The organism is Collinsella sp. 1033st1_E11_1033SCRN_220408 (genome assembly GCF_039062465.1).
Taxonomy (GTDB): Bacteria; Actinomycetota; Coriobacteriia; order Coriobacteriales; family Atopobiaceae; genus Parolsenella.
In genome coordinates this window covers 71,169-96,334 of record NZ_JBCLNF010000001.1, presented here as the reverse complement: position 1 = coordinate 96,334, position 25,166 = coordinate 71,169, and the positions used below count along the sequence as shown (strand labels likewise).

The following is a 25,166-nucleotide window of genomic DNA, read 5'->3' as shown; positions in this document are numbered from 1 at the left end:
GTAATGGTGGACCGTCAGGGACTCGAACCCTGGACCTTGGGATTAAGAGTCCCCTGCTCTACCAGCTGAGCTAACGGTCCGTGCTTGTCTAAGATGGGGTGGGTGAAGGGGCTCGAACCCTCGACCTACGGAGCCACGGTCCGTCGCTCTGCCAACTGAGCTACACCCACCATCTGGCCACCTCTTTAAGCAGCTCGTCTATTATGCACACCACATCCGATCCATGCAAGGATAATTTTTAGATTTCTTTGAAGTTATGTCGAAATAAACGTTGTCCAGGCTTGTGACCAGGGGTTTCTCATCGGCTCACCCAAAAAGAAAATCAAAAATCAAAGAGGCCAGGGAACAAATTGCCCCCTGGCCTCGTTAGCTCATGGTGCGCCCTGAGCGATTCGAACGCTCGACCGTCGGATTAGAAGTCCGGTGCTCTATCCAGCTGAGCTAAGGGCGCGTGACTCCGGCTTCGCTCGCCGGACAACCCATTCTAGCGCAAGACACCACGATTACGACAAGAGACATTCGCAGCTCGAGCGGCCGGCCCCACTGGACGAGACGCGCGAGCCACGCGGCAAGCGCGAGGCAGGAGCCACGGCGGCAAGGCCATGACAGCCCGGACGAGACGCACGAGCCCTACGGCAAGCGCGCAGGGCACGTCCTCCCCGCCCAAAAACGCCCGAGCGCCCGTCTGAGCCCCTAGAGCAGGAGCTCTGCCACCTGGACGGCATTGGTGGCGGCACCCTTGCGAATCTGGTCACCACAGCACCAGAAGGTGATGCCGCGACCCCGCTCGGAGTTGGAGATGTCGCGGCGAATGCGACCGACCCAGATGAGGTCCTGGTCGCTCGTGTAGAGCGGCATCGGGTAGCGGTCGCGCGCGACGTCAGCGGCGAGGTCGTCGACGAGCTTCACGCCCGGAGCCGCGGCCAGGGCCTCGCGGGCGTCCTCGAGCGAAACGGGTTCCTCGAACTCCAGCGTGATGCTCTCGGAGTGCGAGCGCAGCACAGGCACGCGCACGCAAGTGCAGTTCACGCGCAGCTCGGGCAGATGCATGATCTTGCGGCCCTCGTTCTGCAGCTTCATCTCCTCGGACGTGAAGCCCTCGAACTTCTCGGAGCCAATCTGCGGAATGAGGTTGCTCGCGAGCTGGTCGACAAACGCGGTGGGCTCAGGCAGCTCCTCGCCGCGGCCGATGGCCCCCAGCTCGTTCTCGAGCTGGCGCATGCCCGGCACGCCAGCGCCGCTCGCAGCCTGGTACGTGCTCACGATCATGCGCGAGACGTGGCCGAGCTTGTGCAGCGGCCACGTGGGGACGAGGCCGATGATCGTGGCGCAGTTGGGGTTCGAGATGAGGCCCTTGTTCCAGGCGACGTCCTGGGGGTTAATCTCCGGGACGACGAGGGGCACGTCCTCGTCGAGGCGGAAGGCGTGGGAGTTGTCCACCACCGTGGCGCCACGACGGACGGCCTCGGGCAAAAGCGCCTTGGCGATGTCGTCATCCGCGGCGCCGAGGACGATGTCCATGCCCTCGAAGGCCTCCGGACGCGCCTCCTCGATCACGACCTCGCGGCCGCACCACTCGACGACCTTGCCCGCAGAGCGCGCGCTCGCCAGGAGCTTGAGCTCGCCCACGGGAAAGTCACGCTCGGCCAGGCACTCCAGCATCTGCGAGCCAACGGCTCCCGTGGCGCCAAGGATCGCTACGTTCTTCTTGTCAGCCATGAGTTACTCCTCGTCAAGGAACGCGTCATAGACGGCGCGGATGGTCTTCTTGAAGTCGGCGTCGTTCACACCGAAGATGATGCTGATCTCCTGAGAGCTCTGGGTGATGAGGCGGATGTTGATGCCCTTCTCGCCCAGCTCGTTGAACAGGCGGCCCGAGGTACCGGGGCGGTTAGACATGTTGCGGCCAACCACGCTGATGAGGGCGAGGTGGTCGATGACCTTGACCTCATCGGGCTTGAGCTCACGCTGGATGTCGGCCACGATCGAGTAGATCTTGTCGTGCACGTCAGCGCCGTTGACGACCACGCCGAACGAGTCGATGCCCGTGGGCACGTGCTCGACGGAGACGCCATAGCGCTCGAAGATCGCGAGCGCTCGGGCAAGCAGGCCAACGGAGCTGCCCATCTTGGCCTTGGCGATGTGGACCGTCAGGAAGTCCTTCTTGCCGGCGATGCCCGTGATGACGGGATCGTCCTCGGTGGGCTCGACGCGCTCCTGGATGATGGTGCCGCGCTCCTCCGGGTGGTTGGTGTTGAGGATCGCGATGGGGATGTTAGCCTCGCGCACGGGGAAGATCGCCTCCTCGTGCAGAACGCTCGCGCCCATGTAGGAGAGCTCGTGCATCTCGTCGAAGGTGATGCGGCGAATGGCGCGCGGGCGCTTGACGATGCGCGGGTCGGCCGTGAGGAAGCCCGAGACGTCCGTCCAGTTCTCGTAGAGGTCCGCGTTGAGGGCGCGAGCCGCGATGGCACCCGTGATGTCGCCGCCACCGCGGCTAAAGAGCTTGATGTCGCCCTCGCTCGTGGCTCCATAGAAGCCCGGGAGCACGAAGCTGCCCTCGCGCACGACGAGGTCATGGATGCGGTCGCAGGTGCGCTCCATGTCGAGAGACCCGTCGTGGTGGAAGCGCACGTACTCGGCGGCGTCCGCGAACGGAAGGCCCAGGTACTCGCTCATAAGTCGGGCGGTGAAGTACTCGCCGCGGCTCACGATGTACTCGGTCGAGTATTCCTTGATATGCGCGGCGAACTCGTCGAACTTCTCGGCCATGGGATAGCTGAGGCCAAGCTCGGTCGCGATGTCGACGAAGCGCTGCTTGATATCCGCGAGAAGCGGGGTGCAGTCGACGTGATAGGTGCGATGCGCGTCGACCAGATAGAGGAGGTCAGTGATCTTGTTGTCCTCGGAGTTGCGCTTACCCGCGGCAGAGACCACCACGAAGCGACGACCCTCGTCAGCCTCGATGATGCGCTTGACCTTCTTGAACTGGCCGGCGTCTGCGACGCTCGATCCGCCGAACTTGGTGATCTTGATCATGTGACTCCTCGTCAAGGTCGATCCCTGAGCGCCTCCGCGCCCCGTTCCAAACCTCCGCCAGGCAACCCGCCTGTTACCAAACGGTCTCAGCTGGGCTTTGAGCGGCCCGGATGCCACTCCCCGCGTTATTATGCGGAAAACGTCCTGAGCGCCCGCGGAAACAGGTTCGCGGGCGAACGCGCCGACACGCAAGGAGAAGAGCAGTGACTACGTTCTACCACAGCACACGCTCGCGAAACGAATCCTTAACAAGTAAGCAGGCAATTCTCGAGGGTATCGCCCCAGACGGAGGCCTGTTCGTTCGCGATGACGTCGCCGAGGGCGCGCCTTCGCTCGAGAGCCTGCTCGCCGGCACCTATCAGGACCGCGCGCGCCTCGTCCTCGGCCACCTCCTCGACGACTTCACCGCCGAGGAGATTTCCGGCTGCGTCGACGCCGCGTACGGCCCCAACTTCGACTCCCCCGCCGTAACGCCCGTCGTCCCCTGCGGCGACGATTGGACGCTCGAGCTGTGGCATGGCCCGACGAGTGCCTTCAAGGATATCGCCCTCCAGATGCTCCCGCAGCTCATGCGCGTCTCCCGCGAGGGTGACGGCCGCGGCGTCATGATCGTCACCGCGACGAGCGGCGACACCGGCAAGGCAGCCCTCGAGGGCTTCGCCGACGTTGCCGGCACCGGCGTCACCGTCTTCTACCCCCACGGCAAGGTCTCTGACGTCCAGCGTCTCCAGATGGCCACCCAGCGCGGCGAGAACGTCGCCATCTGCGCCATCGAGGGCAACTTCGATGACGCCCAGACCCAGGTGAAGCGCATCTTCGCCGACGCCGCCCTGCGCGAGCGCCTCGCGGAGAAGAACGTCGTGCTCTCGAGCGCCAACTCGATTAACGTGGGTCGCCTCGTCCCGCAGGTCACCTACTACTTCGACGCCTACGCCCAGCTCGTGGCCGCGGGCAAGCTCAAGAGCGGCGACGCGATCGACTTCTGCGTGCCCACCGGCAACTTCGGCGACGTGCTCGCCGGCTACTACGCCAAGCTCATGGGCCTTTCCGTGCGCAAGCTCATCGTCGCCTCCAACGCCAACGACGTCCTGACGGACTTCATCGCCACCGGCACCTATGATCGCAGGCGCCCCTTCCACAAGACCATCTCGCCCTCGATGGATATCCTCGTGTCGTCCAACCTCGAGCGCCTGCTGTTCTACCTGTCCGACGGAGACTGCGAGCTTGTGTCCTCCCTCATGAAGGACCTTGCCGAGCAGGGCTTCTACACCGTGCCCGAGCATGTCCTCGAGCGCCTGCACGAGACGTTCGAGTGCGGACGCGCCGATGACACGGCTACGCGCGAGACGATCCGCGAGACCTGGGAGCGTCACGGCGTCATCCTCGACCCGCACACCGCCGTCGCCCGCCACGTCCTCGAGGCTCGCCCGGCGGACGGCGTCGCCCGCGTCTGCCTCTCCACGGCAAGCCCCTACAAGTTCTCCGCGGACGTCCTCGCGGCGCTCGGCCACGACACGACCGACATGGACGGCTTCGAGTGCATGGACGCGCTCTTCGAGGTTACCGGAGCCAAGGTGCCCGAGGCGCTCTCCGCCCTGCGTGACGCCCAGGAGAGGTTCTCCGACGTGGTGAGCGTTCCCGAGATGAGCGGCTACGTCGAGGACGCGGCGGCGAGGATCCTCGCATGATCCGCATATCCGTCCCCGCCACCAGCGCGAACCTCGGCATAGGCTATGACACGCTGGGCATGGCGGTCTCCCTCTATTCGCACTTCACGTTCGAGCGCGCCGACGAGCTCACGATCACCGGCTGTCCGGAGGAGTTCCGCAACGCCAACAACCTCGTCTACGTCTCGCTCGTCGACGCGCTGGCAGAATGGGGCGAGGAGCCCTTTGGCGTCTCGATCGACATCCAGACCGAGGTGCCCGTCGCCCGCGGCCTGGGGTCTTCGAGCACCTGCGTTGTCGCTGGCATCATGGCCGCGGCGGCGCTCACTGACCACACCGTCACGCGCGAGGAGCTCGTGGCGATGGCGACGCGCGTCGAGGGCCACCCTGACAATGTCGCGCCCGCGATCCTGGGCGCGGCCGTGTGTTCGTTCACCCCTGACGGTCGCCTGCCGCGCTGCCTGCGCTATGACGTGAGCGACCGTCTCCGTTTCGTAACGGTGATCCCTCCCTATGAGGTTCACACGAGCGAGGCACGCAAGGTCGTGCCGCAGGAGGTCCCGCTCTCGACCGCCGTCTGGCAGATGGGCCGCGTCGCGGGCCTGACCCGCGGCCTCGAGACGGGTGACGCCTCGCTCATCGCGGACGCCAATGACGACCGCCTGCAGGAGCCCTATCGCCGCGCTCTCATCCCGGATTACGACGCCATCCGTGAGACTTGCCTCGAGGGTGGAGCGAAGACGATGTGGATCTGTGGCTCTGGCTCGACCCTCATGGCCGTGACGGATGACACGATCGTGGCCAAGTTCCTCCAAGTTCGCCTCAAGGAGCGCTTCCCCGAGTGCGAGACGCACATCCTCACCTGCGACACTTGCGGCGCACAGATCGAATACCTGTAGCGACGAGCATCCCGAAGGCGACGCCCGCGCAGTCGAGCGCCACGTCCGAGAGCTGGCCCGAGCGACCCGGCACGAAGCGCTGGAGGGTCTCGTCCGCTGAGGGTGCGATTACGCCCGGAACGACCTGACGCCACCCGGGACGAACTTCCTCCGGCGTGCTGCCGAGAAGGACTCCGAGCAAGGCGTATTCGAGAAAGTGCGCTGCCTTGCGCACGAGGAAGGACATCAGATTCGCGTCCGTGACGCCAAGTGCCTCGAAGGCAGGGCGTAGGATGTCGACGACAGCGGCGCTTTGAGCCGTGGATTCTGGTCCCGGGAAGAGCGACCTGCTCCAAATAAACAAGACCCATGCAAAGACGAGAAGCCATCGCGCCCACACGGGGACGCGGTGGCTTTTGGTTTTGCTGGTTGGGGCACCGGCACGACAGTCAGCGGCTCGCGAGGCGCCTGCCCGGCAGCCAGCGATTCGCGAGGCGCCAGGCTCGGTAAGAGCCACCCCTAGCCCTGCAGCGCGAGGTGGCGGGCGGGTATATCGGCCGTGCCACCATCGATGACCTTGAAGCGCTTGCGGATGCTGTGATGCGCGAGTTTGCGGACGCTCTTGCTCTCGTTGCGGGCAAGTTCCTCGTCAACGAGCATGTCGACGTAGCTATCGGTATCCGTAACGTCAGGACGACCAGCCTGCGGCTTGAACGCCATGAAGATGGTGTCCGGCTCGAGGTGATCGACCTCGTCCAGTTCCTCGTCGAAGGAGGCCGGAGAGGGCGTGGGCACAGCGTTGGCGGCAGCCATGGCGATGTCCTCGTTGGTACGCTCGTCAAGCGCGGCGAGGGCAACGGCCCACAGGTCCTGCTGCTGGTCGCTCCAGCGCTGGCCCTGAGCGGGGAACGCCTCGGCCGGGTCGGCGAGACGGGTCGCGATGACCTCGCGGTCGCGCCTGGGCTCGACGGCGGCGGGAGCGGGATGCGCAGAAGCGGAAGGCGTGGGCTGCGGCGTCGCCGGTTGGGAGGGCTGCGCGGAAGCGGAGGGCGTGGGCTGAGCAGCCTTCGCAGGCGCAGGCGACTGCTGCCTAGCCGCGGCCTGGGCGGCCTGGGCGACCCAAAGGTCCTTCGCGGCGGCAGCGGCAGCGGGCGTCTGGGCGCAGAAGAGCACGGCGCTGTTATCAGCCAGCCCTTCGTTCACAGACTCCATGCCTGCGACGGAAGCCGTCGCAGGGCGCACCTCGTTACCAAATACCTGGTCCCACCAAGCCTCCCCCACGTCACCAACGCTGCCATCGGCGCGCGCGATGACGGGGAGTCCCTCCATCTTCGCAGCTCCGAGGCGCTCCTGGAGAACGCTGGCAACGCCCTTGGCACGCGCGGCCATGCGCTCAGCGAGGGTGATCTTGCGGACATAGTCCTCCGCGACGTCGGCGTAGTCGACGGAATCCGAGCCCTTCAGCCAGGAGTCCCAGGCGGCGTCCGCCTCGGCATCGCTCATCACGCCGTAGTGCGAGGGAACGGTGTAGCGGGTCTCCTTCTGCCCCTGGGTAGTGGTGGATGCGGGGGCGGTGTGGCCGGACGCGGAAGCTGCGGGGGCGGTGTGGTTGTTTGCGACGGACGCGGCTGCGGCGCCCTCTGACGCGGCTGCGGCCACGTGCGGCGCGGGCTGGACGCGGATGTTGCCCGTCTGCTCCCAAGATCCGGTCATGCCACGCTGCGTGCTGCGCGCGGCATGGCGAGGCTGGCACTCGGATACGACAGCCGCCGAGGTCTCCCCGGCGCCGCCGGACGAGAGAGTCCCGGTGGCATCTTGGCCAGACATGTCCCAAGCGGAGGGACCCGCCTGGTCATTAGCTCCCCGCATACGAGCCGCGGAATCAACGGCAGCTCGATGGCGCGTCTCCGCCATGCGCGTGACTACGAGTGAGGTGCCGCTGGCGATAACCGCACCGGCGATGCATCCGGCAGCAAAGCTTAGGCCGGGATCGATCCTGGAGACGTCTTGGCCCAGAACCGTAAGCGCATTGGCACACGTGGGGGTCGCCCACGCAGCAACGCCGGCCAGACCGGCACAAATGGCAGGGCTCGTGTGCCTGCTCGTCATGACCAAACGCCTCCCTCGCGGAGGCGACGGCGCACGCAGATTGTCCACTGGATTGCGACGACGGGCCCGCCAGGCATCTGGCGGCCAATCGGGCAACGGCTTGGTGTGTTTGGTCTGCGTGTACCGTCGCTCGAACAATTATTCCTCATGGTGCATAGGCACCTCGTGGCGCGAAGGCTGCTTTTGCAGCACGTGGGCGCCAGTAGAATGACTATACATCAGCGAGTCATTATAGTGCGGGGGAATGCGCCCCAGACAATGAATTCTTGGAGGGGAAGCTGCAAGCGCGTCCGCGCAACCGCCGCATGTGGCCACGAACAGCAAAGCGGTCGCGCTGGCGCATTCAACGCCAACGCGACCGCATGTCACTCGATTCAGCCGGCGAACGCCCAGGGAACGTCACACCCCCGGTACGACAAGCCGTTACAGCGAGTCGACGTACTCCGACTGCTGGGCCTTCTTGGCCGAGCGGATGAGGAACTCCTCGTTCGTCGCCGTTGCGCGGAGGCTCTTAACGAGAGAGGCCTCGGCACGCTCGATGTTGTTCATGTTCGCGAGGATGCGACGGAGGCCCCATACGAACGGCTGGAGATCAGCATCGATGAGCAGGTCCTCGTTGCGCGTGCCGGAGGCAACCGGGTCGATTGCCGGGAAGATGCGCTTGTCGGCAAGCTCGCGGTCGAGCTTGAGCTCCATGTTGCCGGTGCCCTTGAACTCCTCGAAGATGACCTCGTCCATCTTGGAGCCAGTCTCGACAAGAGCGGAGGCAAGGATGGTCAGGGAGCCGCCGTTCTCGATGTTGCGCGCAGCACCGAGGAACTTCTTGGGCGGGTAGAGCGCCGCGGAGTCAACGCCACCGGACAGGATACGGCCGCTTGCGGGAGCAGCGAGGTTGTAGGCGCGGGCAAGACGCGTGATGGAGTCGAGGACGACCACAACGTCGCGGCCCATCTCGACCAGGCGCTTCGCGCGCTCGATTACGAGCTCGGAGACCATGGTGTGGTTCTCGGCAGGCATGTCGAACGTCGAAGCAACGACATCGCCCCTGATGGAGCGCTGCATGTCGGTGACCTCTTCGGGGCGCTCGTCGACAAGCAGGCAGATGAGATAGACCTCGGGGTTGTTGGCGGCAATGGACTCGCAGATACGCTTGAGCACCGTGGTCTTGCCGGCCTTGGGCGGGCTCACAATCAGGCCGCGCTGGCCCTTGCCGATAGGAGCCACGAGGTCAATGGCGCGACCGGTGATGGAGTCACGGCCATGCTCCATGCGAAGGCGTTCGTTGGGATAGACGGGCGTGAGGTCGCGGAAGCGCGGGCGCGAGCGAACAAGCTCGGGCTCGAGGCCATTGACCGTGGCGATCTTGTAAAGCGCGGGGTACTTGTCGTTGGGACGGCTCGGGCGGACGGTTCCCTCGATCCAGTCGCCGCGGCGCAGGCCCATGTGCTTGATCATCTGCTGGGGAACGAAGGCGTCGTCGTCACCGGCCATGTAGTTGCCGGTACGAACGAAGCCATAGCCCTCGCCCGTGATGTCAAGCACGCCGGCGACGTCGCGGAAGCCCTCGGCACGCGCGGCGGCAACGTAGACCGCCTCAGCGAGCTGGGCCTTGCGGATGCCCACGTACTCAACGCCGAGGTTAACCGCCTCGCGACGCAGCTCTGCCACGAGCATGGAGGCAGCACGCTCGCGAGAGAGCGTGGGGCCGCCGTTGTTGTTGCCCGCGTTGTTGCCGTTGTTGTTGTGGCGATTACGGCGGCGGTTGTTGCCTCCGTTGTTGTTCTGGAACTGACGCTGGCCCTGCGCGTTCTGCTTGTCGAAACCGCGGCCCGGGCGAACGTCACGGCGGTCGCGCTGATAGCCGCGCTGCTGCTTGTCAGCGTTCTGGCCGCTTGCCTGCGAAGAGGCGCTCTGGCCCCCATCGGACGCAGGAGCGGAAGCCTGGTCGCGGTCCTTGCGGGCGCGCGAGCGACGACGCTTGAACGTGCCATCGTCGCTGGCAGCGTCAGCCCTGGGGGCGACGTCGGCTTTGGGAGTGGCATCCGTCTTGGGAGTGGCAGGCGCCTTCTGCGCGGCGTCGGCCTTGGGAGCGACGTCAACCTTGGCGGCACGGGCCTTGGGAGCGGAGTCTGTCTTGGATGGCGCCTCGCCCTTGACCGGGTCGGCCTTGGCGGCGCGAGCCTTGGTGGCACGGGCCTTGGGAGCGTCAGCCTTCGGGGCGGTATCAGTCTTCTGAGCGGCAGGGGCCTTAGCAGCAGCGTCGCCCTTAGACGAGGCGGGAGCCTCCTGGACGGCATCGGTCTTGCGCGCGCGAGGACGGCGGCGCTTTGGTGCCTGCGGAATCTCGTTGTTCTCTTCTGTCACGTGGGTGACCCTTCGAATCGGGCGAACTCGTCGCCTCCCACCCCACGCTGCTAGCGCGGCATTGTCCTGCGAAAGTTGAGCCTGAGGTTGGGGAAATAGTGGGTGCCACAAAAGCGCGGCACAACGTAGGCCTAAAGGCCTGATTGCCTCGACTATAACACTCGTCACAGTATCGTGCGAGCAAAACGTTACTTCACCGGCGTCCGGCATTAGTTCGCGTCCAAGCGATGCGATTGGCACCCAGTTGCTCGTCGCCGCGCAAGCACGAGTTGAGCGTCAGTCGCGCGGCAGAATCGCAAGAGCACCCAAGCGAGCCCCAAACAAAGGCGCCCGCCGGGACAACTCCCAGCGGGCGCCAAGCAATCTATCTAGCGAATGTCACGCGCTACATACGCTCCGGAGCAGAGACGCCGATGAGCGAGAGCGTGAGCGCGAGCACGCGACGGGCGGCATCGCATGCGGCAAGGCGGGCCTTCGAAACGGCCTCGTCGACCGGACGACCCTCACTCGGCAGCACCTGGCAGGCGGTGTAGAACGAGTGGAAGCTACCAGCGAGCTCCTGTGCGTAGTGCGTGAGGCGGAACGGCGCACGGTCACGGGCGCAGCTCTCGACCAGGTCACCAAACTCGCCGAGCTTACGCGCGAGGGCGGTCTCGGTGGGGTCGATGAGGACGGAGAGGTCGCAGTCGATCGGGCAGGCGCGAGAGGCAATCTCGTCCATGCCGAGCTCGGCGGCCTCCTCAGCAGTGACGCCGGCGGCGCGGCGCAGGATCGAGCAGATGCGGGCGTGGGCGTACTGCACGTAATACACCGGGTTGGTGTTGTCCTGGCGCTTCACGGCCTCGATATCGAAGTCGATCATCTGGTTGGAGCTCTTGGAGACGAGCGTGAAGCGCGTGGCGTCAGCGCCCACCTCGTCGAGCAGCTCGCGCAGCGGGACCATCGTGCCCTTACGCTTGCTCATCCTGACAGGCTGGCCGTTGCGCAGCAGGTTCACGAGCTGGCCGAGAAGGACCTCGAACTTGCCCTCATAACCGAGGGCGTCGGTCGCAGCGCGCACGCGGGCGATGTAGCCGTGGTGGTCAGCGCCCCAGACATCAATGACGTGGTCGACGCGCTCATACTTGTTCCAGTGGTAGGCGACGTCGGAGGCAAAGTAGGTGTAGGCGCCGTCAGCCTTCACGAGGACGCGGTCCTTGTCATCGCCAAAGTCAGTGGAACGGAACCAGAGGGCATCGTCCTTCTCGTAGAGATAGCCCTGCTCGCGCAGGCGGGCGAAGGCGCGGTCGACGGCACTCGTACCGCTCGCGTCCTTCTCGTAGAGCGAGCGCTCGCTGAACCACACGTCAAAGCTGGTGCGCATGTCGTCGCAGGTCTGGCGGATGTCCTCGAGCATGAGCTTGTAGCCGCGTTCGCGGAAGGAGATCATGCGCTCAGAGGCGTCAGCGTCGACCCAGCGGGTGCCGTCGGCCTCCATGAAGTGGGCGGCGAGGTCGATGATGTAGTCTCCGCCGTAGGAGTCAGCGCCGAGGGACTCGCGGAAGGCGTCCATGTAGGGGTGGCTCTCAGGGTGCTCGTCAGCCTCGTCAGAGACGAAGGCGGCCCAGTCGGCGATGAGGGCCTCGTGGGCAGCGTGGGCGTCGATGCCCTTCTCGTCCATGATCTGGGCGAGCTGGAGATAGCGAGCGGACACCGAGTTGCCAAAGGTGTTCATCTGGTTGCCGTGGTCATTCACGTAGTACTCGCGCTCGACCTCGTAACCGGCGTGGTCGAGAACGCGGGCGAGGGAGTCGCCGAGCGCGGCCCAGCGGCCGTGGCCGATGTGCAGCGGACCAACGGGGTTGGCGGAGACGTACTCGACCTGGACGCGCTGGCCGGCGCCGAGGTCAGAACGGCCAAAGTCCTCGCCCTGCTCGCGCACGGTGCGGAAGATCTCGTTACCGGCAGCAACAGACAGGTAGATGTTCACGAAGCCCGGGCCAGCGACCTCGACGCGATCGATCTCCGGAGCCTCGGGGAGGTGGGCAGCGATGGCCTCGGCGATCGCGCGGGGCGCCATGTGGGCGACCTTGGCGCTGCGGAGGGCGACGGTACTCGTCCAATCGCCGTTCGCGGAATCCGCGGGGCGCTCGAGGCCGAGGTCCGCCACCTCGAACTCAGGCAGCTCGCCTGCAGACTGTGCCTCGGCCAGTGCAGCCCTGACCAGCTTCTCGATCGTCTCGACCACGATGCGTCCTTCCAACGTGCGCGCGGCCCCAGAGCGGGGCCGCGAATTAACATTTCGTGCCGTAAAGCGGCTATGAGTGTAGCAAAAGCGAGCCTGGGGAACGCACCAGGCGCGAGGTCCTCGATGCAGCCTGCAGGCAGCGTCCTAGCGAATGGGCGACGAGGCAATACGCTCCTCGCGTGCGAGCCTCACACGCAGCGCGGCGAGGCTGTCCTCGACGCCCACGGGATAGAGCTGCGGGTTCAGGAAGCGCTTCACCGCCGGGTCGAGGCGCATAAGCGCCTCGCGGCAGGCGCGGCGAGACTCCGTGAGCGTCGGCCTCTCGCCGATACCACGGCCGTCCTCCACCATCTGAACGAGGAGGTCGTGCCCCTCGTAGGCACCAAAGTCATAGCTGACCTCGGAGTCGGTCACGTTCACGGCGAGGGCGCAGTTGGTCCCGGCCATCGTCTCGTCATAGATGACGTCGCCCACGGGACAGCCGGAGCCATCGACGAAGCGCTTGACCTGCTGGATGCCAGGGATGGTGCGCTTATAGGCGACCTCGGACAGCTTCATCGTGGGGCGCCACTCCGCCTCGCCCGCCTTGCGCACGGCAGCAAGCTTGTACACGCCGCCAAGGGAGGGCTGGGGGTCGCACGTGGCGAGCTTGGTGCCCACGCCAAACGAGTCAATCGGCGCGCCCTGGGCGAACAGGGACTGGATCGTGTACTCGTCGAGATCATTCGAGGCGGAGATCTTCACGTAGGGCAGACCAGCCGCGTCGAAGGCCTCGCGCGCGTACTTGGAGAGCTTGGCGAGATCGCCCGAGTCGATGCGGATGGCCGCGAGGCGCTCGCCGGCGGCCTCCATCTCCTTGGCGACGGTGATCGCGTTCTCGATGCCCTGGCGAACGTCGTACGTATCGACGAGCAGGACGCAGTTCTTCGGCATGGAACGCGCGAAGGCGCGGAAGGCCTCAATCTCGGACGGGAAGGCCATCACCCAGGAGTGGGCGTGGGTGCCGAAGACCGGAATGCCGTAGATCTTGCCGGCAAGGCAGTTGGAGGTCGAGTTGGCACCGCCCACGAACGACGCGCGCGCGACGGCGAGGCCGCCATCCGGGCCCTGTGCTCGGCGCAGGCCAAAGTCTGACACGGCATGGCCCTCTGCCGCCTGGACGACACGCGCGGTCTTGGTGGCAACGAGGGTCTGGAAGTTCACGAGGTTGAGAAGCGCCGTCTCGATGAGCTGACACGCCGCCATGGAGCCCTGCACGCGCACGAGCGGCTCGCGTGGGAACACGACCTCGCCCTCCGGCACGGCCCAGACGTCGAGGTCGGGCGTGAACTCGGCGAGCCAGTCGAGGAAGCCCTGCTTGAACATCGCGCCGCCGCCGGGAGCCTGGATGCTCGCGAGGTAGGCGATGTCCTCGGGCGTATAGCGGAAGTTCTCGACAAGCTCGGCAATCTGGCCCGTGCCGCACGCTACGGCATAGCCGCCGTCAAACGGTGCGTCACGGAAGAAGACAGTGAAACACGCCTCCGCGTCCATGAGGCCGCTCTCCCAGAATCCCTGGGCCATCGTGAGCTCATAGAGGTCCGTGTTAAGAGACACATCGGTGGGCTTGGTTACGTCGGTGAGAGACATGCGCCCTCCCCTTTCGTCTGGCGCCCTGACGGCGCGGTTTGGGTCCTTGCACCACGGCTGGCGCGGAGGGTTGCCCTAATTGGTGATGAGTCCGCCGCCGACAACCTGCACGACAAACCAAGCGATAAGCAGCGCCACGAAGAGGAGCACGAGCTTCTGGGCGAGGGGCATCTTGAGGTCCTCGTCAGGCTCCATGTACTCGCGGGCGCGCTCTCGCCTCGCGGCATCGCGGGCATCCGCATCCGCCTCGGCCTGCTCGGCACGAAGACGCTCGAGCTCGGCCTTCTGGGCCGCGGCCTGGACGGCATTCTCGCGCGCAGCCTTCTCGGCGCGAAGGCGCTCGAGCTCGGCGCGCTCCTCGTCAGTGAGGGGGGCCTGTTCGTCTGCCATGTGAACTCCTTTGCGAGTCTTCATCAATCCTAGAGAGTCTATCCCTTTTGGGCATGGCTCAGTCCGTCAAGGGCAAGGCCGCGGTTGTCGGCAGCAGGCTCCGGGCCACATCCGCGACGCAGGGCACTAGCCCGCAAGCTCCGGGCCCTCGACTCCAGTCGCGTCGAAAGCGGGCACGAAGCTCTCCGAGACCGTGCCTCCCTGCTGCCACCACATGCGCTCAAAGCCCAGGTCGTCAGCATGATCGAGCACAACCTCGTACTCGTCGTCGCCTAGTGCGCGAGCGAGGTCTCCCCCGCGCTCGCGGCACGCTGCGTTGGGCGTGTACTGGTTCATGACGGAGAGGTCCGCCTCGTTGCCACAGATGTCCCAGACACGGTCGAGGACCGCGAGCGAGTCATCCACGTGACCCGGCAGGACGAGATGGCGCACGATGATGCCGCGAAGTATCCTGCCATCCTCGCCGAGCGAGCGACCCCCGCGCGAGCGCGTGATCTCGAGCATTTCCTTGAGCGCCGCCGCCGCGACCTCCGGATAATCGCCAGCAGCAGAGAGCGCGCGGGCGAGCGCCGGGTCAGCATACTTGAAGTCCGTCAGCCATACGTCGACGACCTGAGCGAGGAGACGAACGGTCTCCACCGTCTCGTAGCCGCCGGTATTGCAGAGGATGGGCACCGTGAGGCCCGCCTTCCGTGCGGCCTTTGCCGCCTCGACGACCTGCGGAGCAAAGTGGCCGGGCGTGACGAGGTTGATGTTGAGCGCGCCCTGGGACTCGAGCTCGAGCATCATCTGGGCGAGGCGCGCGACGCTCACGTCAATGCCGAAGTTGCCGGCGCTGATCTCCGCGTTCTGGCAGAAGACGCAACGCAGGGTGCAACCGGAGAAGAAGATGGCGCCACTGCCCGCCTCGCCCGACACGGGAGGCTCCTCCCAGAAGTGAAGTGCGGAGCGAGCCACGCGCAAGGTCGAGGTCGCTCCACACGCACCGCGGGCTCCCTCCGCCCTGTGGGCCCCGCAGGCACGCGGACAAAGGCGACACGTCTCGTATTCTCGCGGCATCTCAGCCATGGCCTCTCCCCTCGTCATTTGCCGGGCGTCCGCACGGCGGCGGAGCCGGCGCGTCACGACATCCTATGCTGGGCGTCCGCGCGGTGGCAGCCCGCATCTGACCGGCATCGAACGACGAGCGCCACACGAGGCGCGCCCGAATGTCGTGCGCATACAAAAAGAGCGGACCACATCGTGGCCCGCTCGACAATTCCTGGTGGAGACGAAGGGAATCGAACCCTCGGCCTCTGCCATGCGACGGCAGCGCTCTCCCAGCTGAGCTACGTCCCCAGGCGCGTTTGCGCGTTGGTTATTGTACCGTGCTTGCCCCGTCTGTCAAACGAGAATCTCGCAAGAATGAAAGATTGTATGGCGAGGACGTAGAAAGCCCGCCGTGCAACGTGGATTATCTCGAATGGGGCGCGAGTCATCCGCGGCATAGGCGCCACGCGTGATAGCACTCCTGCCGCGCGTGGCACCACCATAGATTGGCGACGTAAAAACAACGTCGCTCCCCGCAGGTGCGATAATGAACCCACCTCTCAAAAGGTGGGTGCCCTCACCGGCTGTTCCGCCTTCCTCAACAACGGAGGATGCCCGTACTGAGCCTGGTATATGGGCTCCCAGGAAACGCTTGTCGGTTCACCCAGTTTGCCCTGCGGGGAGCTGACACCTTCACTATACCGAAGCCATTTATCGGTTCCAGTCTTGACATGAGATTAACCTGCTCTCCGAGATTGCGTCTTAGGGACGCGCTCCAGCGCAGAGCTGGTATCATGGGTAGTTACTGTGCCGTAACAATCTACGGCGCACTCGCGGGGCGGCAACCGTCCCGTTTCAACGTGACCGGCGCATTCGTCGGTCGAAACACCCGGCGATCCGCCGGGCAACGGATACGAATACCCTCGCGCGCGGCGTGCCGCCCGCAGGTTTGAAAGGCTACTCGCTTGGTGAGATGGTGGATTCCCTACGCGTCGCTCTTTGCAACGGCGCTCGTCGTGACGTTGGTGACCACACCGCTCGCCCGGCTCATAGCCACTCGCCTTGGCGCGGTCGACAAGCCCAGCAAGCGACGCATCAACAAGCGCACCATCCCGCGCATGGGTGGCATCGCGATTTTCCTTTCACTCATCGCAGCCGTCATTCTCCAGTACATGGGAACGATGCACCTTCACTGGCCCATCGTCTTCATGCCCGGTCGTTTTTCGATCTACAACTACCCGATGCTCGGCCTCGCGTTCCTCGTCATTTTCATGACGGGCGCGCTTGATGACGTTTTCCAGCTGAAACCCCTCGCGAAGCTCGCGGGTCAAGTTCTCGCAGCGAGCATCGCCGTGGCGGCCGGCCTCACCGTCGGCACCATCATGAACCCCTTTGGCCCCGGCGAGCTCGTTCTTGGCTGGGTCGCCTACCCCATCACCGTCGTCTACCTCGTGGCCTACGTGAACATCATCAACCTGATCGACGGTCTCGACGGCCTTGCGTCAGGCATCACGTTCATCTCGTGCTGCACGCTCTTCGTGCTCGCGAACCTCGCCGGCAGGCGCGACGCCGCAGCGCTCTCCATCGCCGTCGCCGGCGCCACGCTTGGTTTTCTCCGCTACAACTTCAACCCGGCGTCGATTTTCCTGGGTGACTCCGGCTCGCTGCTGCTCGGCTTCTCGCTCGGTACGATCTCGCTGCTGAACGTCCGCCGCGTCGCCGGCCTCACCACGATCATCGTCCCTCTCGTCATTTCCTTCGTGCCCATCGTCGACACGCTTTCCGCGATCATCCGTCGCAAGCGTGCGCACGTGAGCGTGGGACAGGCGGACAAGGGCCACATCCACCACCGCCTCATCCAGGACGGCTATGACCAGAAGCAGGCGGTTCTGCTCATGTACCTCTGGACGGCAATGCTGTCCGTAGGGTCCCTCATCATGACGCAGATTGAGACCGCACCGCGTATCGTCGTCTTCTGCATCCTTATCGGCGCGTCGTTCGCGTTCGCCGCGCACCTTCACCTTTTCGATCCGGTGTTGCTTCACCACTACAACCCAAAGAGCGGCGAGGACGAGCTCGTGACTCCCGATGACCCGGCGTTCGCAGTCGAGCAGGAGCGTCGCGAGGAGCATCGCGAAGAGCGTCGAGAAGAGCGTCACGAGGCAATCTCGGACCTCCTCCACCACGACGACAAGTAGTGCTGGCTACACGATAACCTGCTGGCCGCACGAGATTTGCTGACTGCGCGAGGTCCGCCGGTTGCGCGAGGTTGCAATCGACACGCATGCTTGCCCTAAGCACGCATATAGGCCGCGGCAGAATCCGTGGCGATAAATTGACATATATGGAGCGCCGCGGACTGTTAAAGTGCGTAAATGGTCGCCGCCGTTTTGCATTAACCCGGTTTTACGCGCATTAAGACATGCTTAAAAGCTCTATGCGTGCGTAATAGCCGACTCGGCTTGACGGCGCAAATAGAAGGCCTCGCGTGTGCGGAGCGCATGCGACACAAAAAAGGTCCGCACGCGCGTTGCGTACGGACCTTAGACGAGCAATATGCTTGAGACGAGTAAGTTACTCGGCGTCAGCGATGGCCTTCTTGGCGACCTCGGCGAGAGCGGCGAAAGCAGCCTCGTCCTCGTAGGCGATCTGCGAGAGGACCTTACGGTCGAGATCGACGCCGGCGAGCTTCAGGCCGTGCATGAAGGTGGAGTAGCTCATGTCGTTCATGCGGGCGGCAGCGTTGATGCGCTGAATCCAGAGACGACGGATGTCGCGCTTCTTGTTACGACGATCGCGGTACTGGTACTGCAGGGAGTGCTGGACCTGCTCCTTCATGCCGCGGAAGGTGCGGGAGGAAGTGCCGTAGTAGCCCTTGGAGAGCTCCTTCAGGGTATTACGCTTCTTACGACCGGCGACAGCGCGCTTGACTCGTGCCATGTGTGATCAACTCCTAGTGAAAAAAGACAGGGCTTGCGCTGCGCGCTACTTGCCCATGCGGGACGAAACGACCTTGACGTCGGCGGGGGCGAGCTCGGTCTCCTGGCGGAAGCCACGAATGCGCTTGGGCGACTTCTTGGTGAGGATGTGGCTCTTGAAAGCCTTGGCGCGCATGATCTTGCCGGTGCCGGTCTTGCGGAAACGCTTGGCCGTACCCTTGTGCGTCTTCATCTTGGGCATGCTAGTTCTCCTTCGTATCCTTCTCGTCTGCCACTGCGGCCTTCTCGTCGAAGGCGCCCTTGATCGGCGCGACGAGCATGTGCATGTTGCGGCCTTCCATCTTGGGCTGGCTCTCGACCGTGGCGTAGGGCTTGAGGTCCTCCGTCAGGCGCTCGAGCACGTTGAGACCCTGCTCGGGGTGAGCCATCTCACGACCACGGAACATGATGGTCACCTTCACGCGCGCGCCCTTCTTGAGGAAGCGCATGACATGACCCTTCTTGGTCTCGTAGTCGCCGGTGTCGATCTTGGGACGGAACTTCATCTCCTTGACCTCGACCTTGGCCTGGTTCTTACGAGCCTGCTTGGCCTTGATCGCCTGCTCGTACTTGTACTTGCCGTAGTCCATGACCTTGCAGACGGGCGGCTCCGCGTTGGGGGCAATCTCGACGAGGTCGAGGCCCTGCTCGGAAGCGATGCGCTGCGCGTCACGAACGCCGAAAAGACCCAGCTGAGAGCCATCGACACCGATAAGACGGCAGGAACGAGCGGTGATCTCCCCGTTAATACGGGGACCATCGGATTTGGCTATCTTACACACCTTCCTTTCGTTGCGGTGTGCCTGGTGGGGGCACCTCGCCGCGGTTGCGGCTTGGCCCTTGCGGGCGCCACCGCACGAAAAAACCGGAGCTGCGACATGTGCAGCCCCGGCAAGATTCAGGTAAATCGCTCCTATGATTTGAGCGCATCTTCCTTTGTCTGACCAGACAGCTGCCCGTGGCGCCGTTCAGGTGGGGCCATAAGCTCTGACCCACTTCGAATTGAGGCCGTCTGGCCACAACGGTTATGTAGTATGCCATGCATTCGCGAGACGCGCAAGCACAAAGTTGAGCGCGCTCTCAAATGTGAAGGTCTCCACATAGCGCGCACTCGCACGACGGAGGGCATGAGGGTCTCCTCATAGTGTGCGTCCGCGAGAAGGGCAATCTTGTCCGCAACCTCTGCCATACTACCTCGTAGGCGAGTTACGAGGAACGAGGGATTCATGACCAGGGGCTATCAAGGCAAGAGCGGATATCAGGGCACTGACTCGCGCAGGCGTGGCAGCAAGCGCGGCAAGTCCGCAGGCAGGCAGGACGCACGCCCCCGCGAGCCCAAAGCCACTCCCGAGCCGCAGGAGCTAGATGCCGAGCTTGGCCTTCCTGTCCACCTCATCGAAGCCGTTCGCTGCCAGTACGGTGAGGAGGCAACGCGCATCGAGACGGGGTGGGCATGCAGCCGTCGCGTGACCTTGCGCGCCAACACGCTCCTCGCCAGCGCGGAGCAAGTCGCCGGCGACCTTGATGCGGCTGGCATCGCCTTCACGCGCGTGCCTTGGTACGAGGATGCCTTCGTCCTGGCAGACGGAGCACGCGAACGCGACCTCTGGGATCTCGATATGTATAAGCAGGGCAAAATCTACCTGCAAAGCCTTTCCTCCATGCTGCCCCCTCTCGCCCTTTCGCCACGCGCCGGGGCAGATATCCTCGACATGTGCGCGGCTCCCGGTGGCAAGACCAGCCAGATGGCAGCGCTCGCTCCCGGTGGGGATGGAGTCCGCGCCGCACGCGTGACGGCTTGCGAGGTCTCTAAGCCGCGCGCCGATAAGCTCGAACACAACCTTGCCAAACTTGGAGCAAAGAACGTCCAGGTCATGCGCACGGACGCGAGCAAGCTCGATGATTGGTTCTCCTTCGATCAGATCCTGCTCGACGCGCCGTGCACGGGCTCCGGCACCGTCCATGTACAGGACGACCACGCAGCGCGATACCTCACGCCGGCCCTCGCGAGTGGCGTCGAACGTTCGCAGCGTGCCCTTATCGACAAGGCGCTTCGCGTACTCAAGCCCGGCGGAGAGCTCGTCTACTCAACCTGCTCCGTGCTTGCGCGCGAAAACGAAGACGTGGTTAGCTGGGCGCTTTCACGTCACAAGGATTGTGAGCTGGTTGGCGCTGGCTTGTCCACCGGCGCACTTGGGTCAGAGGAGTTCTCCGTGCCCACCCTGCCATGCGGGTTGGACGGTGCCCTTACGGTATGCCCGAGCGACTTGTTCGAGGGATTCTTCCTGGCTAAGATTCGCAAGCTTGGCTAGCCCTGTAGGCTAGCCAAGCACGTGACTAGCAAGGCGAACGATTGCCCTAAGCCTCATCCGCCATGTCGTGGCCACGCGCCTCGAACATCGAGACGATCTCATCGGGCGTGGAGTCAAGCGCGCACGCGAGCTCCTCGACGGACCTACGCTGCGCCTCCCTCAGCACGCGCGACATGAACGTACTGGGCTTTTTGCCCTCAGCCTCCGCGGCGGCAATGCGCTGACGCATGGTCTTGACCACGCGAACGGAATCCGGCACGCCATTCTTGAGAAGCGCCTTGAAGTGCTTCTCCTCGAGACCAGAATTTCGATCAGTAAAATCGTCACAGGTCAAATCGTCGTAGCCCTCGATGACCGCAAGAGCGTCCTCACGACTCACGGGAGGATGGAGCTTGTCTGCCTGGGCCTGGGGATACAGTAGCTTCGTGGTGCTGCGTCCGTCACCAGCCTCAAGGACGAGTACGGGAAACGGCGAATCCTCGAAACCGACAACCGTGCACAGGCCCTGACCGGGATGCATGACACGCTCCCCAATTGCAAACATATCAACCTCCACGAAAGGCTCGCACTCGCTAACCTCGACAGGCGTCCGGCTCGGCCGGTTCAAACGGCCCAACCGGCTAAACCGATTAAATCGGCTAAACCCTATAGTATCACTACGATTCTGTATAACCGCAGGTAAATTCACAGTCGGCATGAGAATCCCCTGCGTAAGAGGTTGATGGTATGGTGCCACGCCAAAGGCCGGTGGCGCGGTGCGAGCAACTGGGGGCAGCGCGGGGGACCGGCGGCGCGGCGCAAGCAGTTGACGGGCAGCACGGAGCCATCTCTGCGGTGCAGGAGGCCGAATAACGCGAGCGGCCGGGGTCGCAGCGCGAGCGACTGACGGACAGCGCGGGGGTCGGCGGCGCGGTCCAGCGAAAAGGGTCAACTGCCCCACCATGAGCTCACAGCAAGCGCATGCATGTTTATGCATATAGTTGGCTTAGCACTCCCATACACGTCATTCTCTATGACGAGTCCACCGCATTATGAGAAGCCGAAACGTTGGCGAGCACTTATCGGCTTTAAGCGTGTCGTCGGGCATTCCTGTCGGGCATTCTGTATACTCTTGTCCGTCGCGCGAACAGCGCGCTTAAGCCCGAGTGGTGGAATGGCAGACACGGAGGTCTCAAAAACCTCTGGGGGAAACCTCGTGCGAGTTCGACCCTCGCCTCGGGCACCAAGTATTCGGCCGGCCCCGCGTATTGCGAGGCCGGCCTTTTTCGTGGTGTCTATGCCCAAACGCGCCCAGTGGAAGCAGGCGCTCGGCCGCGCTCGCCGTAAGCCGCCGCCCGGCAGCGCTCACGGCCATCACCGCCCGACCGCACTCGCCGTAAGCAGCCGCCCGGCCGCACTCGCCGCCCGTTCGCGCCAGGTGCAGACTGGTCTCAGCCGCCCGCCGCTAACCCACCCATCGCAGGTAAGGATTGTGTCCGAGTTCCCAACTCATCGTGGTGTCATCACCGTGGCCGGGAAGCAGATGCGTCGTCGGCGGGATCTCGTCCGCCGCACGGCGCAGGGAGTCGAGCATGGCGGGCATATCGCCGCCGCGAAGATCAGTCCTGCCCACGCTACCGGCGAAGATGGTGTCACCGGTAAAGCAGATTCCCTCGGCATCGCCCTCACCCACGAGCAGAATGCCACCCGGAGTGTGGCCGGGCGTCGGGAGGACGCGGAACCTCGCCGCGCCAACGTCTACGACGTCACCGGCCTTAAGCAGGATATCCGGCTTCGGCGCGTCATCGTCATAGTTCGCACCAATCGAAAGCTCGCGCTTGGCATGCATCGCGGCATCGGCGTCAGCCGCGGAGATGGCAAACTTCGCGCCCGTGGCCTCGACCAGCCCAAGCACGCCGCCCACGTGATCCACGTGCCCATGCGTGGCGACCACAAGCTCGACCGGCACGTCGAGCTCCTTGGCAATAGCGGCGCCCCCATTGGCGGGGTCAATCACCAGCGCACGGCCCTCGCTCACCACGGCATAGCAATTGGTCGAATGCATGCCGACCTCGACGTGGAAAAGAATGACCTTGAGCCTGCCAGACTCCACGGCCTCGGCGCCATCCAGTCCCATAGCGCCCGCATTGTAAATGCCCATACCGGCTATCTCCTCCCGTGAATCGAGCTCGCACCCTCACCGGGCATGATGCGCCTTGCGTCATAGACGGAGGGCACGCGGCCGATTGTGGCAAGCAGCGTATCGAGCAGGTTCGCGTCGCTGATGGCGATGAGGAAGCGCAGCTTCGCTACGCCATGCGAGTTGGTGTTCGTCGCGGCGGAAAGGATGTTGCCACCCGCGTCGCCCACGGCGATCGTAACGTCCTTGAGCAGGCCCATGCGGTCCGTCGCCTCGACCACGATCTCGACTTGGAACTGCGTGGCGCCGGAGGTATCCCACTCGACGTCGATCATGCGCTCCGGATGAGCCATGAGGCCCTTCACGTTGGGGCAGTTCGCACGGTGGACGGACACGCCGCGACCACGCGTGATGAAGCCCACGATCTCGTCACCCGCGACGGGGTTGCAGCAGTGCGCGAGGTGGACGAGGAGGTCCGCGTCGCCCTTGGCGACGACGCCGCAGCTCGTGCGCTTGCGGCCGTCGCCAGGCTTGCGACCGCGCGTGGCGCGCGTCTGCTTGTTACCGACCATCGGCACGTCCGCCTCGAAGAACTGCTGGCGGGCGGCATTGGCCTCGGCGTTCGCCTTCTGCTGGGCGGCAAGCACCTCCTCGGGCGAGCCCTCCTCGAGGATGGCCTCGACCTTGTTGGCGACGGACTTGGCAGTGAGCTTGCCGTTCGCGATGGCGGCGAACATGTCGTCCGTGGTCTTGAACGACTGCGCCTCGGCGGCGCGGTTGAGCGCCTTGACGCTCCTCGGCGTGGAGATGCCGTAGCCGCGCTTGCGCAGCTCTCGGGCGAGTTCGCCGCGGCCGGACTCCGCGTCGTCAGACTTGGTCGAGGCGGCGAAGTACTTGCGGATCTTGGCGCGCGCGGAGGGCGTGGCCACGATGTTCATCCAGTCGCGGCTGGGCTTGGAGTTCTTGTTGGTGAGAATCTCGATGCGGTCACCCGTGGCAAGCGGCGTGGTGAGCGAGACCACGCTGCCGTTCACCTTGGCGCCCACGCAGTGGTTGCCCACCTCGGTGTGCACCTGATAGGCGAAGTCAAGCGGCGTAGAGCCCGCACGCAGGCTCATAACCTCGCCCTTCGGCGTGAAAACGAAGATCTCGTCGCCAAAGAGGTCGACGCGCAGGTCCTCGAGGAACTCGTGCGGGTCAACCATGTCGTCCTCGACCGTCCAGTCGAGGCTGCGGCGAATCCAGGAGATCTGCTTGTCGACGCTCTTGTCATCCTGACTCATGTTGCCCTGCGAGTTGCCGGCGCGCTTGTAGAGCCAGTGGGCGGCAATACCGTATTCGGCCTGCTCATGCATCTCGCGCGTGCGAATCTGAATCTCGATGGGGCGCGCGTCCGGGCCAACCACCGTCGTGTGGAGCGACTGGTAGCCATTGGGCTTAGGCGTGGCGATGTAGTCCTTGAAGCGGCCCGGCAGCGGGTGCCAGAGCGAGTGGACGGCGCCAAGCGCGCTGTAGCAGTCACCCACGGTGTTGAGGATGACGCGCAGGGCGATGAGGTCGTAGATGTCCGAGAACTCCTTGCCCTTGCGCTTCATCTTGAGGTAGATGCTCCACAGGTGCTTCGGGCGTCCCGTGATTTGGATGCCATCGAGACCGACGCGGCGAAGCTCGTCGGTGAGGGTCTTGATGGCCTCCTCGGTGTCACGCTCGCGCTGGTCGCGGGAGTCCTGCACCATACGGGCAATGCGCTGGTATTCCTCGGGCTCGAGATAGAAGAAGGCGAGGTCCTCGAGCTCCCATTTGATGGAGGAGATGCCGAGACGGTCCGCGAGCGGGGCGTAGACGTCCATCGTCTCGTGAGCCTTGAAGACGCGGCGATCGGGCGGGAGGGCGGCCAGCGTGCGCATGTTGTGCAGACGGTCAGCGAGCTTGATTATCACGACGCGAATGTCGCGGCTCATCGCGAGGAACATCTTGCGTAGGTTCAGCGCCTGCTTGGCGTCCATCGAATCGACCTCGATGGACGTAAGCTTCGTGACGCCGTCGACGAGCTCGGCCACCGTCTCGCCAAAGAGCTCGGAGAGGTCCGAGAGCGTGGCAGGCGTGTCCTCGACCGTATCGTGGAGCAGGGCCGCGCAGATGACGTCCTCGTCCATGTGAAGGTCATGCGCAAGGATGAGGGCCACTTCGACGGGATGGTTGATGTAGGGCTCACCGCTCCTGCGCCTCTGGTCGCGGTGGAACTCGGCGGCGAAGCGATAGGCCTCATCGACCTTGGCCATCTCCTCCGGAGTGAGGTAGCGCGAGCAAGTCTTGCGCAACAGCGGGTAATCGTCCGCGCCGACCTCCGGCGCGCCCTCGGGCGGAGCGGTAACGCGTCGCTCGACATCCGTCGCGGCCTCGTGCTTGGTGTCAGCCATGGGGC

19 protein-coding genes and 5 tRNA genes are annotated in these 25,166 nt (G+C 64.4%); 5 read left to right on the top strand and 19 right to left on the bottom strand.

The genetic code is table 11. The features are described from left to right. Positions 1-4 precede the first annotated feature (4 nt). The 5 genes from ABCN07_RS00400 to ABCN07_RS00380 form a co-directional block, all read right to left on the bottom strand. Positions 5-80: transfer RNA gene (locus tag ABCN07_RS00400), tRNA-Lys, on the bottom strand. Positions 81-94: 14 nt separating this feature from the next. Beyond that, positions 95-170: transfer RNA gene (locus ABCN07_RS00395), tRNA-His, on the bottom strand. A gap of 204 nt (positions 171-374) precedes the next feature. Continuing rightward, positions 375-451, bottom strand: a tRNA-Arg gene (locus ABCN07_RS00390). Between the two features lie 242 nt (positions 452-693). Continuing rightward, a complete protein-coding gene (locus ABCN07_RS00385) occupies positions 694-1,719 on the bottom strand; it encodes an aspartate-semialdehyde dehydrogenase (RefSeq protein ID WP_343004904.1) in 1,026 nt (341 codons plus the stop codon). A gap of 3 nt (positions 1,720-1,722) precedes the next feature. Then, on the bottom strand, positions 1,723-3,039 hold the full coding sequence (locus ABCN07_RS00380) for an aspartate kinase (protein WP_320678940.1): 1,317 nt from the start codon (positions 3,037-3,039) through the stop codon (positions 1,723-1,725). A 203-nt stretch (positions 3,040-3,242) separates the two neighbouring features. Between ABCN07_RS00380 and thrC the strand changes: the two genes are divergently transcribed. Together thrC and thrB are read left to right on the top strand one after the other, a co-directional pair. Beyond that, entirely contained in the window at positions 3,243-4,727 is a 1,485-nt protein-coding gene (gene thrC, locus ABCN07_RS00375) for a threonine synthase (protein WP_343004903.1), read from the top strand. Further along, positions 4,724-5,605 (top strand): homoserine kinase, encoded by an 882-nt coding sequence (gene thrB, locus ABCN07_RS00370; RefSeq protein ID WP_343004902.1) that lies wholly within the window; start codon positions 4,724-4,726, stop codon positions 5,603-5,605. Before thrC ends, thrB begins: the two co-directional genes overlap by 4 nt. On the opposite strand, the gene ABCN07_RS00365 is transcribed toward thrB, so the two are convergent. The 8 genes from ABCN07_RS00365 to ABCN07_RS00330 all read right to left on the bottom strand — a co-directional run bounded on the left by ABCN07_RS00365 (position 5,565) and on the right by ABCN07_RS00330 (position 15,641). Beyond that, a complete protein-coding gene (locus ABCN07_RS00365; RefSeq protein WP_343005161.1) occupies positions 5,565-5,984 on the bottom strand; it encodes a VanZ family protein in 420 nt (139 codons plus the stop codon). The genes thrB and ABCN07_RS00365 overlap by 41 nt on opposite strands. A gap of 119 nt (positions 5,985-6,103) precedes the next feature. Beyond that, complete coding sequence (locus ABCN07_RS00360) at positions 6,104-7,693, bottom strand: hypothetical protein (protein ID WP_343004901.1); 1,590 nt, start codon at positions 7,691-7,693, stop codon at positions 6,104-6,106. Between the two features lie 423 nt (positions 7,694-8,116). Continuing rightward, positions 8,117-10,057, bottom strand: coding sequence for a transcription termination factor Rho (gene rho / locus ABCN07_RS00355; RefSeq protein ID WP_343004900.1), 1,941 nt, complete (start codon positions 10,055-10,057; stop codon positions 8,117-8,119). 385 nt (positions 10,058-10,442) lie between these two features. Then, entirely contained in the window at positions 10,443-12,284 is a 1,842-nt protein-coding gene (gene argS / locus ABCN07_RS00350) for an arginine--tRNA ligase (RefSeq protein WP_343004899.1), read from the bottom strand. 144 nt (positions 12,285-12,428) lie between these two features. Continuing rightward, positions 12,429-13,913 carry a nicotinate phosphoribosyltransferase gene (locus ABCN07_RS00345; protein WP_343004898.1) on the bottom strand — a complete coding sequence of 495 codons (1,485 nt, stop codon included), beginning with the start codon at positions 13,911-13,913 and terminating at the stop codon, positions 12,429-12,431. 75 nt (positions 13,914-13,988) lie between these two features. After that, complete coding sequence (locus ABCN07_RS00340) at positions 13,989-14,303, bottom strand: hypothetical protein (protein WP_343004897.1); 315 nt, start codon at positions 14,301-14,303, stop codon at positions 13,989-13,991. A 126-nt stretch (positions 14,304-14,429) separates the two neighbouring features. After that, positions 14,430-15,371 carry a radical SAM protein gene (locus ABCN07_RS00335; RefSeq protein WP_343004896.1) on the bottom strand — a complete coding sequence of 314 codons (942 nt, stop codon included), beginning with the start codon at positions 15,369-15,371 and terminating at the stop codon, positions 14,430-14,432. Between the two features lie 194 nt (positions 15,372-15,565). Then, a tRNA-Ala gene (locus ABCN07_RS00330) sits at positions 15,566-15,641 on the bottom strand. Between the two features lie 659 nt (positions 15,642-16,300). On the opposite strand from ABCN07_RS00330, the gene ABCN07_RS00325 reads away from it, so the two are divergent. Next, on the top strand, positions 16,301-17,530 hold the full coding sequence (locus ABCN07_RS00325; RefSeq protein ID WP_343005160.1) for an MraY family glycosyltransferase: 1,230 nt from the start codon (positions 16,301-16,303) through the stop codon (positions 17,528-17,530). Between the two features lie 376 nt (positions 17,531-17,906). On the opposite strand, the gene rplT is transcribed toward ABCN07_RS00325, so the two are convergent. Genes rplT through infC form a run of 3 tightly spaced genes read right to left on the bottom strand, consistent with a single transcriptional unit; the run spans position 17,907 to position 19,092 of the window. Further along, entirely contained in the window at positions 17,907-18,272 is a 366-nt protein-coding gene (gene rplT, locus ABCN07_RS00320) for a 50S ribosomal protein L20 (RefSeq protein ID WP_293813886.1), read from the bottom strand. A 45-nt stretch (positions 18,273-18,317) separates the two neighbouring features. Next, complete coding sequence (gene rpmI, locus ABCN07_RS00315) at positions 18,318-18,512, bottom strand: 50S ribosomal protein L35 (RefSeq protein ID WP_293813885.1); 195 nt, start codon at positions 18,510-18,512, stop codon at positions 18,318-18,320. A gap of 1 nt (position 18,513) precedes the next feature. Continuing rightward, positions 18,514-19,092 (bottom strand): translation initiation factor IF-3, encoded by a 579-nt coding sequence (gene infC / locus ABCN07_RS00310; RefSeq protein WP_293813884.1) that lies wholly within the window; start codon positions 19,090-19,092, stop codon positions 18,514-18,516. A 444-nt stretch (positions 19,093-19,536) separates the two neighbouring features. On the opposite strand from infC, the gene ABCN07_RS00305 reads away from it, so the two are divergent. Continuing rightward, a complete protein-coding gene (locus ABCN07_RS00305) occupies positions 19,537-20,622 on the top strand; it encodes an RsmB/NOP family class I SAM-dependent RNA methyltransferase (RefSeq protein ID WP_343004891.1) in 1,086 nt (361 codons plus the stop codon). Positions 20,623-20,668: 46 nt separating this feature from the next. On the opposite strand, the gene ABCN07_RS00300 is transcribed toward ABCN07_RS00305, so the two are convergent. Then, a complete protein-coding gene (locus tag ABCN07_RS00300; RefSeq protein WP_343004890.1) occupies positions 20,669-21,166 on the bottom strand; it encodes a hypothetical protein in 498 nt (165 codons plus the stop codon). 595 nt (positions 21,167-21,761) lie between these two features. On the opposite strand from ABCN07_RS00300, the gene ABCN07_RS00295 reads away from it, so the two are divergent. After that, positions 21,762-21,847 (top strand) — tRNA-Leu (locus tag ABCN07_RS00295). A gap of 219 nt (positions 21,848-22,066) precedes the next feature. Here the strand turns inward: ABCN07_RS00295 and ABCN07_RS00290 are convergent. Together ABCN07_RS00290 and ABCN07_RS00285 are read right to left on the bottom strand one after the other, a co-directional pair. Then, positions 22,067-22,762 (bottom strand): MBL fold metallo-hydrolase, encoded by a 696-nt coding sequence (locus tag ABCN07_RS00290; RefSeq protein WP_343004889.1) that lies wholly within the window; start codon positions 22,760-22,762, stop codon positions 22,067-22,069. 5 nt (positions 22,763-22,767) lie between these two features. Beyond that, positions 22,768-25,161, bottom strand: coding sequence for a bifunctional (p)ppGpp synthetase/guanosine-3',5'-bis(diphosphate) 3'-pyrophosphohydrolase (locus ABCN07_RS00285; protein WP_343004888.1), 2,394 nt, complete (start codon positions 25,159-25,161; stop codon positions 22,768-22,770). Between the last annotated feature and the right edge of the window lie 5 nt (positions 25,162-25,166).

Excerpts from the sequence above, each read along its gene's own strand:
- ABCN07_RS00300 (WP_343004890.1), bottom strand. The coding sequence starts at position 21,166 with ATGTTTGCAATTGGGGAGCGTGTCATGCATCCCGGTCAGGGCCTGTGC.
- ABCN07_RS00360 (WP_343004901.1), bottom strand. The coding sequence starts at position 7,693 with ATGACGAGCAGGCACACGAGCCCTGCCATTTGTGCCGGTCTGGCCGGC.
- ABCN07_RS00290 (WP_343004889.1), bottom strand. The coding sequence starts at position 22,762 with ATGGGCATTTACAATGCGGGCGCTATGGGACTGGATGGCGCCGAGGCC.
- ABCN07_RS00345 (WP_343004898.1), bottom strand. The coding sequence starts at position 13,913 with ATGTCTCTCACCGACGTAACCAAGCCCACCGATGTGTCTCTTAACACG.
- ABCN07_RS00380 (WP_320678940.1), bottom strand. The coding sequence starts at position 3,039 with ATGATCAAGATCACCAAGTTCGGCGGATCGAGCGTCGCAGACGCCGGC.
- rpmI (WP_293813885.1), bottom strand. The coding sequence starts at position 18,512 with ATGCCCAAGATGAAGACGCACAAGGGTACGGCCAAGCGTTTCCGCAAG.
- ABCN07_RS00385 (WP_343004904.1), bottom strand. The coding sequence starts at position 1,719 with ATGGCTGACAAGAAGAACGTAGCGATCCTTGGCGCCACGGGAGCCGTT.
- ABCN07_RS00305 (WP_343004891.1), top strand. The coding sequence starts at position 19,537 with ATGACCAGGGGCTATCAAGGCAAGAGCGGATATCAGGGCACTGACTCG.
- ABCN07_RS00340 (WP_343004897.1), bottom strand. The coding sequence starts at position 14,303 with ATGGCAGACGAACAGGCCCCCCTCACTGACGAGGAGCGCGCCGAGCTC.
- rplT (WP_293813886.1), bottom strand. The coding sequence starts at position 18,272 with ATGGCACGAGTCAAGCGCGCTGTCGCCGGTCGTAAGAAGCGTAATACC.
- thrB (WP_343004902.1), top strand. The coding sequence starts at position 4,724 with ATGATCCGCATATCCGTCCCCGCCACCAGCGCGAACCTCGGCATAGGC.
- ABCN07_RS00335 (WP_343004896.1), bottom strand. The coding sequence starts at position 15,371 with ATGGCTGAGATGCCGCGAGAATACGAGACGTGTCGCCTTTGTCCGCGT.
- ABCN07_RS00285 (WP_343004888.1), bottom strand. The coding sequence starts at position 25,161 with ATGGCTGACACCAAGCACGAGGCCGCGACGGATGTCGAGCGACGCGTT.